This window comes from Pseudomonas sp. R38(2017), from assembly GCF_002112395.1.
In the GTDB taxonomy this organism is placed as follows: Bacteria; Pseudomonadota; Gammaproteobacteria; order Pseudomonadales; family Pseudomonadaceae; genus Aquipseudomonas.
In genome coordinates this window covers 18233-33982 of sequence record NZ_NEHN01000014.1, presented here as the reverse complement: position 1 = coordinate 33982, position 15750 = coordinate 18233, and the positions used below count along the sequence as shown (strand labels likewise).

Annotated in this window: 14 protein-coding genes; all 14 read left to right on the top strand. The window is 56.0% G+C overall.

The window, feature by feature from the left end:
- Positions 1-11: 11 nt before the first annotated feature.
- On the top strand, positions 12-881 hold the full coding sequence (gene atpB / locus CAF87_RS27245; protein WP_085733904.1) for a F0F1 ATP synthase subunit A: 870 nt from the start codon (positions 12-14) through the stop codon (positions 879-881).
- Positions 882-1015: 134 nt separating this feature from the next.
- Positions 1016-1273, top strand: a complete 258-nt coding sequence (gene atpE / locus CAF87_RS27240) for a F0F1 ATP synthase subunit C (protein WP_003097235.1) — start codon at positions 1016-1018, stop codon at positions 1271-1273.
- Positions 1274-1331: 58 nt separating this feature from the next.
- Positions 1332-1802, top strand: a complete 471-nt coding sequence (locus tag CAF87_RS27235) for a F0F1 ATP synthase subunit B (protein WP_007954149.1) — start codon at positions 1332-1334, stop codon at positions 1800-1802.
- Positions 1803-1814: 12 nt separating this feature from the next.
- Positions 1815-2351, top strand: a complete 537-nt coding sequence (locus CAF87_RS27230) for a F0F1 ATP synthase subunit delta (protein ID WP_007911956.1) — start codon at positions 1815-1817, stop codon at positions 2349-2351.
- 21 nt (positions 2352-2372) lie between these two features.
- A complete protein-coding gene (gene atpA, locus CAF87_RS27225; RefSeq protein ID WP_085606310.1) occupies positions 2373-3917 on the top strand; it encodes a F0F1 ATP synthase subunit alpha in 1545 nt (514 codons plus the stop codon).
- Positions 3918-3967: 50 nt separating this feature from the next.
- Entirely contained in the window at positions 3968-4828 is an 861-nt protein-coding gene (gene atpG / locus CAF87_RS27220; RefSeq protein ID WP_008084419.1) for a F0F1 ATP synthase subunit gamma, read from the top strand.
- A gap of 27 nt (positions 4829-4855) precedes the next feature.
- A complete protein-coding gene (gene atpD / locus CAF87_RS27215) occupies positions 4856-6232 on the top strand; it encodes a F0F1 ATP synthase subunit beta (protein ID WP_007954162.1) in 1377 nt (458 codons plus the stop codon).
- A gap of 45 nt (positions 6233-6277) precedes the next feature.
- On the top strand, positions 6278-6703 hold the full coding sequence (locus CAF87_RS27210; RefSeq protein WP_007954164.1) for a F0F1 ATP synthase subunit epsilon: 426 nt from the start codon (positions 6278-6280) through the stop codon (positions 6701-6703).
- 118 nt (positions 6704-6821) lie between these two features.
- Positions 6822-8189, top strand: coding sequence for a bifunctional UDP-N-acetylglucosamine diphosphorylase/glucosamine-1-phosphate N-acetyltransferase GlmU (glmU, locus tag CAF87_RS27205; RefSeq protein WP_085733905.1), 1368 nt, complete (start codon positions 6822-6824; stop codon positions 8187-8189).
- A gap of 132 nt (positions 8190-8321) precedes the next feature.
- Positions 8322-9098, top strand: a complete 777-nt coding sequence (locus tag CAF87_RS27200; RefSeq protein ID WP_085713102.1) for a DeoR/GlpR family DNA-binding transcription regulator — start codon at positions 8322-8324, stop codon at positions 9096-9098.
- 2 nt (positions 9099-9100) lie between these two features.
- Positions 9101-10933: a glutamine--fructose-6-phosphate transaminase (isomerizing) gene (glmS, locus tag CAF87_RS27195; protein ID WP_085733906.1), complete on the top strand. Its 1833-nt coding sequence runs from the start codon at positions 9101-9103 to the stop codon at positions 10931-10933.
- Positions 10934-11172: 239 nt separating this feature from the next.
- Positions 11173-12084, top strand: coding sequence for a TnsA endonuclease N-terminal domain-containing protein (locus tag CAF87_RS27190; protein ID WP_256576064.1), 912 nt, complete (start codon positions 11173-11175; stop codon positions 12082-12084).
- 1 nt (position 12085) lies between these two features.
- Positions 12086-14275, top strand: a complete 2190-nt coding sequence (locus CAF87_RS27185; protein ID WP_085733908.1) for a Mu transposase C-terminal domain-containing protein — start codon at positions 12086-12088, stop codon at positions 14273-14275.
- A complete protein-coding gene (locus tag CAF87_RS27180) occupies positions 14272-15738 on the top strand; it encodes an ATP-binding protein (RefSeq protein WP_085733909.1) in 1467 nt (488 codons plus the stop codon). Before CAF87_RS27185 ends, CAF87_RS27180 begins: the two co-directional genes overlap by 4 nt.
- The last annotated feature ends 12 nt before the right edge of the window (positions 15739-15750 follow it).

The following is a 15750-nucleotide window of genomic DNA, read 5'->3' as shown; positions in this document are numbered from 1 at the left end:
TTGAGGCAACCATGGCAGAAACAACCGCTTCGGGCTATATCCAGCACCACTTGCAGAACCTGACCTTCGGTCAGCTACCCAACGGCGGCTGGGGCTTTGCCCACTCCGCAGCAGAAGCCAAGGAAATGGGCTTCTGGGCTTTCCACGTCGATACCCTCGGCTGGTCGGTCGCATTGGGCCTGATCTTCGTCATTCTTTTCCGCATGGCGGCCAAGAAGGCGACTTCCGGTCAGCCAGGCGCACTGCAGAACTTCGTTGAAGTCCTGGTCGAATTCGTCGATGGCAGCGTGAAAGACAGCTTCCATGGCCGTAGCCCGGTGATCGCACCGCTGGCACTGACCATCTTCGTATGGGTGTTCCTGATGAACGCCGTCGACCTGGTACCGGTCGACTGGATTCCTCAGTTGGCCATCCTGATCTCCGGCGACCACCACATCCCGTTCCGTGCCGTGTCGACTACCGACCCGAACGCGACCCTGGGCATGGCGTTCTCGGTTTTCGCACTGATCATTTTCTATAGCATCAAGGTCAAGGGCCTCGGCGGCTTCATCGGCGAGCTGACCCTGCACCCGTTCGGCAGCAAGAACATCTTCGTTCAGGCGCTGCTGATCCCGGTGAACTTCCTGCTGGAATTCGTGACCCTGATCGCCAAACCGATCTCTCTGGCTCTGCGTCTGTTCGGCAACATGTATGCCGGCGAGCTGGTGTTCATCCTGATCGCTGTGATGTTCGGCAGCGGCCTGCTCTGGCTCAGCGGCCTGGGCGTTGTCCTGCAGTGGGCGTGGGCTGTGTTCCACATCCTGATCATCACCCTGCAGGCGTTCATCTTCATGATGCTGACCATCGTCTACCTGTCGATGGCGCACGAAGAAAACCATTAAGACCAGTCTCGACTAGTCTGATGTCCTTCCCGGTAAAACGGGGAGGGGCTCCTCACGGGGCACCATGAAACGATTTGTTTTACCGCTTTAATCTAAAAAACCTAAACCATACGACGTAAAAGTCGGGAGGAAAGATGGAAACTGTAGTTGGTCTAACCGCTATCGCTGTTGCACTGTTGATCGGCCTGGGCGCACTGGGTACCGCAATTGGTTTCGGCCTGCTGGGCGGCAAGTTCCTGGAAGGCGCAGCGCGTCAGCCAGAAATGGTTCCAATGCTGCAAGTTAAAATGTTCATCGTTGCCGGTCTGCTCGACGCCGTAACCATGATCGGTGTTGGTATCGCTCTGTTCTTCACCTTTGCGAACCCGTTCGTTGGTCAAATCGCTGGCTAATCATTCGGATTTTCCGAGTGATTTGGTGTGATGGACAACGTAACTGCGAGGTGTTGGCGTGAACATTAATGCGACCCTGATTGGCCAGTCCGTTGCGTTCCTGATTTTTGTACTGTTCTGCATGAAGTTCGTATGGCCTCCGGTCATCGCAGCTCTGCACGAACGTCAAAAGAAGATCGCTGATGGTCTGGACGCTGCCAGCCGTGCAGCTCGCGACCTGGAGTTGGCCCAAGAGAAAGCGGGTCAGCAACTGCGCGAAGCGAAAGCTCAGGCAGCTGAAATCATCGAGCAAGCCAAGAAACGCGGTAACCAGATTGTCGAAGAGGCCGTTGAAAAGGCCCGTGTCGACGCTGACCGTGTGAAGGTTCAGGCTCAAGCCGAGATCGAACAGGAACTGAACAGTGTCAAAGACAAGCTGCGCGCCCAAGTGGGCTTGCTGGCTGTCGGCGGCGCCGAGAAGATCCTGGGTGCCACAATCGATCAAAACGCGCACGCAGAGCTGGTTAACCAACTGGCTGCTGAAATCTAAGCGAGGGCGATCATGGCAGAACTGACCACGTTGGCCCGACCTTACGCTAAGGCGGCCTTCGAGCACGCTCAGGCCCACCAGCAACTGGCCAATTGGTCAGCCATGCTCGGCCTGGCTGCAGCGGTGTCGCAAGACGACACCATGCAGCGCGTGCTCAAGGCCCCGCGACTGACGAGCGCAGAAAAGGCCGCCACGTTCATTGACGTGTGCGGCGACAAGTTTGATGCCAAGGCACAGAACTTCATCAATGTCGTTGCCGAAAACGACCGTCTCCCGCTTCTGCCGGAGATCGCTGCTCTATTCGACCTGTACAAGGCCGAACAAGAGAAATCGGTAGACGTTGAAGTGACCAGTGCTTTTGCATTGAACCAAGAACAGCAAGACAAACTCGCCAAGGTTCTCAGTGCACGACTCAACCGGGAAGTGCGCCTGCAAGTTGCGGAGGACGCTGCCCTCATAGGTGGTGTCGTTATCCGCGCCGGCGACCTGGTTATCGATGGCTCGATTCGCGGCAAAATCGCGAAACTTGCCGAAGCATTGAAATCTTGAGTTTGAAGGGGCAGCAGAGCAATGCAGCAACTCAATCCTTCCGAAATAAGTGAAATTATCAAGGGCCGCATCGAAAAACTCGATGTGACCTCCCAAGCCCGTAACGAAGGCACTGTCGTCAGCGTATCTGACGGTATCGTGCGGATTCACGGTCTGGCCGACGTCATGTACGGCGAGATGATCGAGTTTCCGGGCGGCGTCTACGGTATGGCCCTCAACCTGGAGCAAGACTCCGTAGGTGCCGTTGTACTGGGCGCATACACGACTCTGGCTGAAGGCATGAGCGCCAAGTGCACCGGCCGCATCCTCGAAGTTCCGGTTGGTAAGGAACTGCTGGGCCGCGTTGTCGATGCACTGGGTAACCCTGTTGACGGCAAAGGTCCACTGGGCAACACCGAGACCGACGCGGTCGAGAAAGTTGCTCCGGGCGTGATCTGGCGTAAGTCGGTAGACCAGCCTGTACAGACTGGCTACAAGGCTGTCGATGCCATGATCCCTGTCGGCCGTGGCCAGCGTGAGCTGATCATCGGTGACCGTCAGATCGGTAAGACCGCTCTGGCGATCGACGCGATCATCAATCAGAAAGACAGCGGCATTTTCTGCGTCTACGTGGCAATCGGTCAGAAGCAATCGACCATCGCCAACGTGGTTCGCAAGCTGGAAGAAAACGGTGCACTGGCTAACACCATCATCGTTGCAGCGAGCGCTTCGGAATCTGCAGCACTGCAATTCCTAGCTCCGTACTCCGGTTGCACCATGGGTGAATTCTTCCGCGACCGCGGTGAAGACGCGCTGATCGTTTATGACGATCTGTCCAAGCAAGCAGTGGCTTACCGCCAGATTTCCCTGCTGCTGCGCCGTCCACCAGGACGTGAAGCTTACCCAGGCGACGTTTTCTATCTCCACTCCCGTCTGCTGGAGCGCGCATCCCGCGTTTCGGAAGAGTACGTAGAGAAGTTCACCAACGGCGCAGTGACCGGCAAAACCGGTTCCCTGACCGCACTGCCGATCATCGAAACCCAGGCTGGCGACGTTTCCGCGTTCGTTCCGACCAACGTGATTTCCATCACCGACGGTCAGATCTTCCTGGAATCGGCCATGTTCAACTCGGGCATCCGTCCTGCAGTGAACGCCGGTGTTTCGGTATCCCGTGTGGGTGGTGCCGCTCAGACCAAGATCATCAAGAAGCTGTCCGGTGGTATCCGTACCGCTCTGGCTCAGTACCGTGAACTGGCAGCATTCGCCCAGTTCGCGTCTGACCTGGACGAAGCGACCCGCAAGCAACTTGAGCATGGTCAGCGTGTTACCGAGCTGATGAAGCAGAAGCAATACGCACCTATGTCGATCGCTGACATGGCGCTGTCGCTGTATGCCGCTGAGCGTGGGTTCCTGACTGACATTGAAATCGCCAAGATCGGCAGCTTCGAACAAGCGCTGATCGCTTTCTTCAACCGCGATCACGCCGATTTGATGGCCAAGATCAACGTTAAAGGTGACTTCAATGACGAAATCGACGCTGGCCTGAAAGCCGGTATCGAGAAGTTCAAGGCCACCCAAACCTGGTAAGCCGCAGCGGGAGCCGCAAGGCTCCCGCTTGCTAACCTGATAGGTGTTACATGGCAGGCGCAAAAGAGATTCGCAGTAAGATTGCGAGCATCAAAAGCACGCAAAAAATTACCAGCGCCATGGAAAAAGTGGCGGTCAGCAAAATGCGCAAGGCACAAATGCGCATGGCTGCTAGCCGTCCTTATGCGGAGCGTATCCGCCAGGTAATTGGGCATCTGGCCAACGCCAACCCGGAATACCGCCATCCGTTCATGATCGACCGCGCCATCAAGCGCGTCGGCTATGTCGTGGTGAGCAGTGACCGTGGTCTGTGCGGCGGCTTGAACACCAACCTGTTCAAGGCCCTGGTCAAGGACATGGCGGTAAACCGCGAAAACGGCGTCGAGATTGATCTGTGTGTCGTTGGTAGCAAGGGTGCGGCCTTTTTCCGCAACTTCGGCGGTAACGTCGTTGCAGCTATCAGCCACCTGGGTGAAGAGCCGTCGATCAATGATCTGATCGGCAGCGTCAAGGTGATGCTGGATGCCTATCTGGACGGCCGTATTGACCGCCTGTCCGTGGTATCCAACAAGTTCATCAACACCATGACGCAACAGCCTACCGTGGAGCAGTTGATTCCACTGGTAGCGACCCCGGATCAGGATCTCAAGCACCACTGGGACTACCTCTACGAACCAGACGCCAAAGAGCTGCTTGACGGCTTGATGGTGCGTTACGTGGAGTCGCAGGTGTACCAGGCGGTGGTCGAGAACAACGCGGCCGAACAAGCTGCGCGGATGATCGCGATGAAGAACGCTACCGACAACGCCGGTGATTTGATCAGCGATTTGCAGCTGATCTACAACAAGGCGCGTCAGGCTGCGATCACCCAAGAGATCTCGGAAATCGTCGGCGGCGCTGCCGCGGTTTAACGGTTCAAATATTCAGAGGATCCAGCTATGAGTAGCGGACGTATCGTTCAAATCATCGGCGCCGTTATCGACGTGGAATTTCCACGCGACAGCGTACCGAGCATCTACGACGCCTTGAAGGTTCAAGGCGCCGAAACCACTCTGGAAGTTCAGCAGCAGCTGGGCGACGGCGTGGTTCGTACCATTGCGATGGGCTCCACCGAAGGCTTGAAGCGCGGTCTGGACGTCAACAACACTGGCGCAGCCATTTCCGTACCGGTCGGTAAAGCGACTCTGGGCCGGATCATGGACGTACTGGGCAACCCGATCGACGAAGCTGGCCCGATCGGCGAAGAAGAGCGCTGGGGGATCCACCGCGCCGCTCCTTCCTTCGCAGAACAAGCTGGCGGCAATGAGCTGCTGGAAACCGGCATCAAGGTTATCGACCTGGTTTGCCCGTTCGCCAAGGGCGGTAAAGTTGGTCTGTTCGGTGGTGCCGGTGTAGGCAAAACCGTAAACATGATGGAACTGATCCGTAACATCGCCATCGAGCACAGCGGTTATTCCGTGTTCGCCGGTGTGGGTGAGCGTACTCGTGAGGGTAACGACTTCTACCACGAGATGAAGGACTCCAACGTTCTCGACAAAGTAGCCTTGGTCTACGGTCAGATGAACGAGCCACCAGGAAACCGTCTGCGCGTAGCGCTGACCGGCCTGACCATGGCCGAGAAGTTCCGTGACGAAGGTAACGACGTTCTGCTGTTCGTCGACAACATCTATCGTTACACCCTGGCCGGTACCGAAGTATCCGCACTGCTGGGCCGTATGCCTTCGGCAGTAGGTTACCAGCCGACCCTGGCTGAAGAGATGGGCGTGCTGCAAGAGCGCATCACTTCGACCAAGCAAGGTTCGATTACTTCGATCCAGGCCGTATACGTACCAGCGGACGACTTGACTGACCCGTCGCCAGCGACCACGTTTGCTCACCTGGATGCCACCGTCGTTCTGTCCCGTGACATCGCTTCCCTGGGTATCTACCCGGCGGTAGACCCACTGGACTCGACTTCGCGTCAGCTGGACCCGAACGTGATCGGCAACGATCACTACGAGACCGCTCGTGGTGTTCAGTATGTGCTGCAGCGTTACAAAGAGCTGAAGGACATCATCGCGATCCTGGGTATGGACGAGCTGTCGGAAGCCGACAAGCAGTTGGTAAACCGTGCTCGTAAGATCCAGCGCTTCTTGTCGCAGCCGTTCTTCGTGGCTGAAGTCTTCACCGGTGCTTCGGGTAAATACGTTTCCCTGAAAGACACCATTGCTGGCTTCAAAGGCATCCTCAACGGTGACTACGACCACCTGCCAGAACAAGCGTTCTACATGGTCGGCGGCATCGAAGAAGCGATCGAGAAAGCCAAGAAACTGTAATCCCGGCGCCCGGCAACGGGCGCTCATTTAGGTTGAGGCAATCAGATGGCTATGACAGTCCATTGCGATATCGTCAGCGCGGAAGGAGAAATCTTTTCCGGCCTGGTCGAGATGGTGATTGCGCACGGTGCTCTGGGTGATCTTGGTATCGCTCTGGGTCACGCGCCGCTGATCACGAATCTCAAGCCGGGTCCGATCCGCCTGATCAAGCAAGGCGGGGAAGCCGAGGTGTTCTACATCTCCGGTGGTTTCCTCGAGGTTCAGCCGAACATGGTCAAGGTGCTTGCCGATACCGTGCAACGTGCCGCCGACCTGGATGAAGCTCAGGCTCAGGCAGCTCTCAAGGCTGCCGAGGCCGCTCTGCATGAGAAGAGCGCAGATTTCGACTACGGAGCTGCGTCCGCACGTCTGGCCGAGGCTGCAGCTCAGCTGCGCACCGTCCAGCAGATCCGCAAGAAGTTTGGCGGTTAATCCGCCAGCCACTTGTTGTGCGATTGATAAAAAAGGGTAGCCTCGGCTACCCTTTTTTCTTTTCAGAATTCTACAAACCCGGTCGCAGTTGCTGACCACCCAGGATTGGTAGCCAGTCATGTCTCTTGAAATCGTAATCCTCGCGGCCGGTCAAGGCACACGCATGCGTTCGGCACTGCCGAAAGTGCTGCACCCGATTGCCGGCGATTCCATGCTCGGTCATGTTATCCACAGCGCTCGTCAGCTCGATCCGCAGCGCATCCACGTTGTCATCGGCCACGGCGCTGATGTGGTACGCGAACGTCTGGCTGCCGATGACCTCAATTTCGTCCTGCAGGACAAGCAATTGGGTACCGGCCATGCGACTGCCCAGGCCGTACCGTTCATCACGTCCGATACCGTTCTGATCCTCTACGGTGACGTGCCGCTGATCGAAGTCGAAACCCTGCAGCGTCTGCTCAAGCACGTCGTTCCCGGCCAGATGGGGTTGCTGACCGTCGAACTGGACGATCCGACCGGTTATGGTCGCATCGTGCGTGATGCCAGCGGCAAGGTCGCGGCCATTGTCGAGCACAAGGACGCCACTGAAGCTCAACGCGCGATCACCGAAGGCAATACCGGGATTCTCGCGGTACCTGCCAGCCATCTGGCTGACTGGATGGGGCGCCTGTCGAACAACAACGCCCAGGGTGAGTATTACCTGACCGACGTGATTGAAATGGCGGTCGGTGACGGCCTGGTGGTCGCGACCGAGCAGCCCCACGATCCGATGGAAGTGCAGGGCGCCAACGATCGCAAGCAACTGTCCGAACTGGAGCGTCATTATCAGTTGCGTGCCGGTCGTCGCCTGATGGCGCAGGGCGTGACTCTGCGCGACCCGGCCCGCTTTGACGTGCGTGGCGAAGTGACCATCGGGCGCGATGTGCTGATCGACATCAACGTGATTCTCGAAGGCAAAGTCGTCATCGAAGACGACGTGGTGATCGGCCCGAACTGCGTGATCAAGGACAGCACCCTGCGCAAGGGTGTGGTGATCAAGGCCAACTCTCATATCGAAGGCGCGGTGCTGGGTGAAAACAGCGACGCCGGCCCGTTTGCCCGACTGCGTCCAGGCACTGTGCTCGAAGCCCGTGCCCATGTGGGTAACTTCGTCGAACTGAAGAACGCCCGTATGGGTGAGGGCGCCAAGGCCGGACACCTGACTTATCTGGGGGATGCCGAGATTGGTGCCCGCACCAACATCGGCGCCGGCACCATCACCTGCAATTACGATGGCGCCAACAAGTGGAAAACCGTGTTGGGCGAAGATGTGTTCATCGGCTCCAACAATTCGTTGGTGGCACCTGTGGATATCTCTGCCGGTGCCACCACGGCGGCCGGTTCGACCATCACTCAGAATGTGGATAACGCCCAATTGGCCGTCGGTCGAGCGCGGCAGAAGAACATCGATGGCTGGAAGCGACCGGAGAAGATCAAGAAGAGCTGAGTTATCCACAGCGCTTCAATCTGAAAGATCGCTGCCCTCGGGCAGCGATTTTTTTTCATCGTCGGCTTGACGGTTTTGCTTCGATAGGTTTTGATTACTTTCATTATCTTTCGAATCGAAACTTATCGCACCATGTCGAAACGCAACACACCCCAACGTCGCCACAACATTCTGGCCTTGCTCAATGAGCAGGGCGAAGTCAGTGTCGATGAACTCGCCAAGCGTTTCGAAACGTCGGAAGTTACGATTCGCAAGGATCTGGCCGCGCTGGAAAGCCATGGTCTGCTGCTGCGCCGTTATGGCGGAGCGATCACCATGCCCCAAGAACTGGTGGCCGATGTCAGCCAGAATGTTTCCAAATACAAGCAGGCGATTGCCCGCGCTGCGGTTACACGCATTCGCGAACACGCCCGCATCATCATCGACAGCGGCAGCACCACAGCCGCGATGATTCCCGAGCTCGGCCAGCAACCGGGGCTGGTGGTGATGACCAATTCCCTGCATGTCGCCAATGCGCTGAGCGAACTCGAACATGAACCGGTCCTGCTGATGACCGGCGGCACCTGGGATCCCCATTCGGAATCCTTTCAGGGCCAGGTCGCCGAGCAGGTACTACGCTCCTACGACTTCGATCAATTGTTCATCGGTGCCGACGGCATCGATCTGGTGCGTGGCACCACCACCTTCAATGAGCTGCTCGGCTTGAGCCGGGTGATGGCGGAGGTGGCGCGGGAAGTGATCGTGATGGTCGAGGCCGACAAGATCGGCCGCAAGATTCCAAACCTGGAGCTGCCATGGAGCAGCGTCCATACCCTAATCACCGATGATCGCCTGCCGCAGGAGGCACGGGATCAGATTCAGGCTCGCGGTATCAATTTGATTTGCGCGACGGTCAGTCAGGAGAAATAAGCATGTGTGGAATTGTCGGCGCGGTAGCTGAACGTAATATCACCGCCATCCTGGTCGAAGGCCTCAAGCGCCTCGAATACCGGGGTTATGACAGTGCCGGTGTGGCGGTGTACACCAATGAAGGTACGCTGGAACGCACCCGTCGTGTGGGCAAGGTCAGCGAACTGGATGCGGCCCTGGCGGAACACCCGCTGGTAGGCCGTCTCGGCATTGCCCACACGCGTTGGGCAACCCACGGTGCGCCGAGCGAACGCAATGCCCACCCGCATTTCTCGGGCAACGTCGCGGTGGTGCACAACGGCATCATCGAAAATCATGAGGCGCTGCGCGAGCAACTGAAGGCGCAGGGTTACGTGTTCTCCTCCGACACCGACACCGAAGTCATCGCCCACCTGCTGACCGAAAAACTCAAGGCGCTGCCGGACCTGACCGACGCCTTGAAGGCTGCGGTCAAGGAACTGCATGGCGCCTACGGTCTGGCGGTCATCCACGCGCTGCAACCGGATCGTCTGGTCGCGGCTCGCAGCGGCAGCCCGCTGGTGATCGGTCTGGGTCTGGGCGAGAACTTCCTCGCTTCCGACCAACTGGCCCTGCGTCAGGTCACTGACCGTTTCATGTACCTGGAAGAGGGCGATATCGCCGAAATCCAGCGTGACAAGGTGCAGATCTGGGACGTGACCGGCAAAGCCGTCGAGCGCCAGACCGTGCAATACACCGACGGTGCCGAAGCCGCTGACAAAGGCGAATTCCGCCACTACATGCTCAAGGAAATCCATGAGCAGCCATCCGTGGTGCAACGCACTCTGGAAGGTCGATTGAGCTCGGATCAGGTGCTGGTGCAGGCGTTCGGCCCGCAAGCCGCCGAACTGTTCGCCAAGGTGCGCAACGTGCAGATCGTCGCGTGCGGCACCAGTTACCACGCCGGCATGGTTGCCCGTTACTGGCTCGAAGAGCTGGCGGGGATTCCTTGTCAGGTCGAAGTCGCCAGTGAGTTCCGCTACCGCAAGGTGGTGGTGCAGCCGGACACACTGTTCGTCACCATCTCCCAGTCCGGCGAAACCGCCGACACCCTGGCTGCCCTGCGCAACGCCAAGGAGCTGGGTTTCCTCGGCAGCCTGGCGATCTGCAACGTCGGAATCAGTTCGCTGGTGCGCGAATCCGACCTGACCCTGCTGACTCAGGCCGGTCGTGAAATCGGCGTGGCCTCGACCAAGGCGTTCACCACGCAACTGGTCGGTCTACTGCTGCTTACCCTGTCCCTGGGCCAGGTGCGCGGCACTCTGGAAAAAGGTGTCGAAGCCCGACTGGTCGAAGAATTGCGTCGCCTGCCGACCCGTCTGGGCGAAGCGCTGGCCATGGACAGCACCGTGGAAAAAATCGCCGAACTGTTCGCCGACAAGAATCACACCCTGTTTCTCGGACGTGGCGCGCAGTATCCGGTAGCGATGGAAGGGGCCTTGAAACTCAAGGAAATCTCGTACATCCACGCGGAAGCCTATCCTGCCGGTGAACTGAAGCATGGCCCGCTGGCGCTTGTGGATAACGACATGCCGGTGGTGACCGTGGCGCCGAACAACGAACTGCTCGAGAAGCTCAAGTCCAACCTGCAGGAAGTCCGTGCCCGTGGCGGCGAACTGATCGTGTTCGCTGACGAGAAGGCCGGGATGACCAACGGCGAAGGCACCCACGTGGTGCAGATGCCACACATCCACGACATCCTGTCGCCGATCCTCTACACCATCCCGCTGCAACTGCTGTCGTACTACGTCGCAGTGCTCAAGGGCACTGACGTGGATCAGCCGCGTAACCTGGCGAAGTCGGTGACGGTGGAATAAGTTATCCACACGCCGTAATAGACGACTGGTTTCAGACAATAGATTTTGACAATAGACAAAATATTCTGACATCAGACAATAGATTTTGACACAATGCTCAAAGCCCCTGATTTCAGGGGCTTTTCTATTTTACGTCCTCCACCATATGTCCGATTTTGGATTGTGACCCTGCTTAAGGTTTAGTCTGTTACCAATGATCAGACTTATTCACAGGGCAGATAATTTCCTAGGACTTTTTTGTGCACATTCCATTTGAGGATATGTGGAGGCTGCAGAAGGCATGGGAGGTTGGCTTGCGTGGTCGTAGCTTCAAGACGCAGTCCGATATCGATCGGCATATCGAAAAAGGCTTTGGGCAAGGAAGCCAGGAGCTGTATGTGCCATGGCTGCGTGTGCAGGACGTTCAATCTCACGGCCGCTCACGTAAGGTGCACGGAGTAAAGGTTGATAGGCTTCATCATCTGCTATCAGATCTTGAATATGGGTACTTGCTCGTAGCCGAGTTTTCCCCAGAGGTTTTGGATATCCGTGAGCAATTTCCCCTACTGCCGGTACCAACCCTTCAGTCGATTGCCCATGCTTTGAGTATTCGTTATCCCGTTTATCTAGGCACCAAGGTGCCCTTTGTGATGACGACGGATTTTCTGCTCACTATCAAGCAGCCAGATGGAAGCATGCGCTTGGCAGCGCGTACGATCAAATACACCGAGTCGTTGAAGCCTGGTAAAGGACTTGAACGCACCTTGGAAAAGTTTCAGATCGAGCGAGCCTACTGGTCCGATCGAGGAGTGGACTGGAACATTGTTACGGAGAAAGATCTCCCGGCCCCTTTGATCCAGAATCTTGACTGGCTGCGTAAGTCAGCGACCCTCCAACGACATCTTCAGCAACGTCCACTGATCGAGTCATTTCTGGAAGAGATAACTCGCGTAAGGGAGTACCCGTGGTCGCTTGAGCGCGCATTGCGGCACATAGCGGGTGTCTTGTTCATCCCCTACGCCGATGCCAAGGCCATGTTCATGCATTTGGTATGGCACAAACAGATCCTCCTGGATCTGACTGCCGAGCGTCTTTCAATGAAGAGCGCGGTGCCGGCATTCAGGGTTGTATGGCCTTCCATCAATCATGACCACGAACTAAAGGTTGGTTGAAATGGCAGATCTCGGAAAGAACGATGTCCTTCAGGCTGTGACAGAACCTCCTCTGCTGAAGGGCCTAGTGAGGGTTCTTTGGGTTGATCGGCGAAGTGATCAGATTGTGCTGATTACGATTGAGCCATCGCCAAAGCGACCTTGGGTCATGCGTTTGTCTGATTTGAAGACCTGGTTGAACGCCGGCGATATCAAGACCATCACGATGGCGTCCCCGACCTATATGTTGAAGGTGGAGGATGACCTGTCGGACAAAGAGAAGGCTTTCCGGGATAACAACTGGGCTCGTATTCAACCGCTGGTCGACACTGATCCCCCCGATGAGATTTTTCAGCCAGGTTCTATGGGACGGATGGTCAGTGATCAGGCTTTAAAACTAGAGATACCGAAAAAGACCCTCTACCGCTTGCTGTATCGCTTTTGGGTGAGCGGGCAGGTGCGTAACGCGTTGCTTCCGGATCGAGTTAATGCTGGAGCGCCGGGCAAGCCTCGACAATACCGTGAAGGACAGAAGCCTGGACGGCCGGCTGTATTTCAGGGAGTGAAGGCTTTGACTCAATCGAAGGTGCTCAATCAGGCCGATAAAAGCTGTATCAAGACTGGTTTTGCGTTGTTTGCAAAGGGGTCTGTAGGAACCATATCTGATGCTTACATCAAGATGCTGCGCCGCTTTTATACCGTGAAGCCAATGCCGGGGGACTTCGTTGAAGATGCCCCTTTGCTTCCAGTCAGTGAGCTTCCGACAGCTAGACAGTTTGCTTATTGGGGACACAAAGCCTTCGATGACATTGCGGTTCTGAGAGGCCGTAGTGGGGAGCGTAATTGGCAAAAAGACCATCGGCCTCTGAGCGGCACTGTTCGGGAAAATCTGCGTGGGCCAGGCCATTTATTTGAGATCGACGCCACCATTGCAGATGTCTATCTCGTCAGTCGTTACAACCGCAATTGGATCATCGGCCGTCCAGTTGTGTATGTCGTTATCGATACTTTTTCGGGAATGATCACGGGGGTATTCGTTGGACTGGAGGGGCCAAGCTGGAATGGTGCCCGGCAAGCGCTTTACAACGCGTTCACCTCAAAAGTGGAGTTCTGCGCTGCCAACGGCGTAGAAATCGAAAATGCCGATTGGCCTTGTCATCATCTACCGCATGAAGTTTTCGCGGATCGTGGTGAGATGCTTGGGCAAGCTGCTGAGGGGCTTGCCTCTGGCTTACGCATTAATTTGGGTATCGCGCCTCCTTATCGACCAGATTGGAAAGCGATCGTGGAAAGCTCCTTCAAGGTCCTAAATACCACGACGCAAATACACTGGATCGCTGGTGCCGTGCGTAGCAGGATCATGGAAAGGGGAGAGCGTGATTGGCGACTCGACGCCACGCTGAATCTTGCTGAGTTCACCAAAATCATCATCGAGGGAATCCTTCACTACAACAGCCAGAATCGACAGCCAGCTCGGCTCAATAAGGAGATGATTGCTGATCAGGTCGATCCAACCCCTATGGGGATATGGAATTGGGCACTGAAGAATGATCGAATCGAGGCCAATACCCAGACGGAGGAGTCGATCTATTTACACCTGCTGCCTCGCGACAATGGCTCGGTGCAGAAAGGCGGGATCAAATTCAAGGGGATGTACTACGTTTGCGACTGGGCCATAGAACAGAACTGGTTTGCACGTGCCCGACATCGCGGCGTTAGCAGCATCGTCTGCTGGTATGACCCAAATAGTACTCAACACATCTGGATTCAAGGCCCTGATCGGCACTTCATACGTTGTGACCTACGAAACTCTGAGGAGCGTTATCGTGGTGTCCGGTTTGAGGAAGTGATCGACATGTTGGCGATCGTCAAGCAAGAGTCTCCTGAGCTCAAGTACACAAAGTTGGCGAGTCGTGTCGCGCTGGACGCGACAATTTCGGACGTAGTGTCGAACGCTGTGAAGGAAAAAAAGTCGACGATGGAGCTAGGCTCGAAATCGCAGAAGCTTGGTGACATTCGGACCAACAGGTCTCTCGAGCGCATGCAGGAGCGTTCTGAGTCGGTAGTGCCTGAGGACTTGAGAGCCGCTACTTCACATCAGAATTCTCAAGCCCCCAACACAGGTCTTGGCGTAGCTGAAAATTACGCTGGCACCCGTAGTGCTGAAGTTATTGATCTGCTCAGTCGCTTCCGCCCGGGAGGTAGCAAATGAATCGAAGTGCCCAGGATCTCGCGAAATACCATGAATCTCCCGTTCTGGAGTTTCAAGGTAATCCGTTGATTGAGGCTTTACCTCCAATTCTCTCTGAGAGTGATGCCGCATCGCTGATCTCGCACTTTCCTCCTGTGGTCGAGGAAGAGCGAAAGCACGATAAGTCTGTCAGGCTTCATTGCATCGATCGTCTGCGTTCAGTTGTTCAACCACTACCAATTCATCTTGAGTTGGAGTCTGCATTTTCCTCACTGCTGCGTAGTGGTTATGTAGGACGGAATCCGATGTCTACTGCCACTGTAAGACATTTGCACTCGCTGTCGACATCAGGAGGTTCAGATGGATTTCGTTCAACGGCAACTACTTTCAGCCTTGTAGGGTTGAGCGGAATCGGGAAGTCCACCGCTCTTGAGTCAATTCTTCGGCTCTATCCGCAAACGATCGTTCACCAGCGCTATGAAGGTCGAGCCTTTGTGCAAACGCAGATCACATGGTTGAAACTGGACTGCCCCTTTGATGGATCGCTCAGCGGTTTATGTCGTGCGTTTTTCCGAGCTGTCGACCAAGCGATCGGCCAAGATCGATATGCGAACAGCTATCGTGCGCGGAATGGATTACCTGACCTCATCCAGCGCATGGAGCAGGTGGCGAGTACCTACTTTGTCGGTGCCCTACTGATCGATGAAATTCAGCATCTACGCTCCGCCCGGACTGGCGGCAAAGACAACATGCTCAATTTTTTCGTAAACCTGATCAACTCCATCGGCATCCCGGTCGTCTTCATCGGCACCAATTCGATGATCAGTCTCTTCTCTGATGTTCTGAGAAACGCCAGGCGAGGATGTGGCCTGGGCGTTACCGAATTTCAGAGATTCGAAAAAGAGGATCCAGTGTGGAGAATGTTGGTTATGTCTCTGTGGGAGTATCAGTGGTGTCGTGAGATCAGCCCACTGTCGGATGAGTTGTTTGATGTGCTCTACGACTTGACCCAAGGAGTCACTGACTTTTTGGTGAAACTGCTGATTCTTGGGCAGCGCTTTGCGATCCAGAGCGGAGAGGAACGCCTTACACCCAGTACGTTCAGGCGCGTTTCTGACACCAAAATGCAGATACTCAAGCCGGCGCTCTCGGCTTTGCGCAGCCGAGATTCCCGCCAGCTAAGCCGCTTTGAAGATCTGCTACCGATTGATGATCAGCTTCAAAGCATGATGACTCTGAACGCTAATGAGGTAATTGATCGACTGGCTTTATTGCGCAGTATTACGCCAGTCCCTCGGATGGAGGCTCCCTCAGAGAAAGTCTCAAGCACACCGAAAGCCAAACCGGCTCAGGTCGATTCTAAAAGGTCACCAACGAAAGCAGCTGAGATTGCGCAAGATGAAGACCCGTTGCAGAGGCTAAGAGAGGAAGGTTGGTTGAACACTGATGTGTTCGAGTTTTCTCCTCTGCATCGGGAGGTGTAGTTCGTGAGGTTG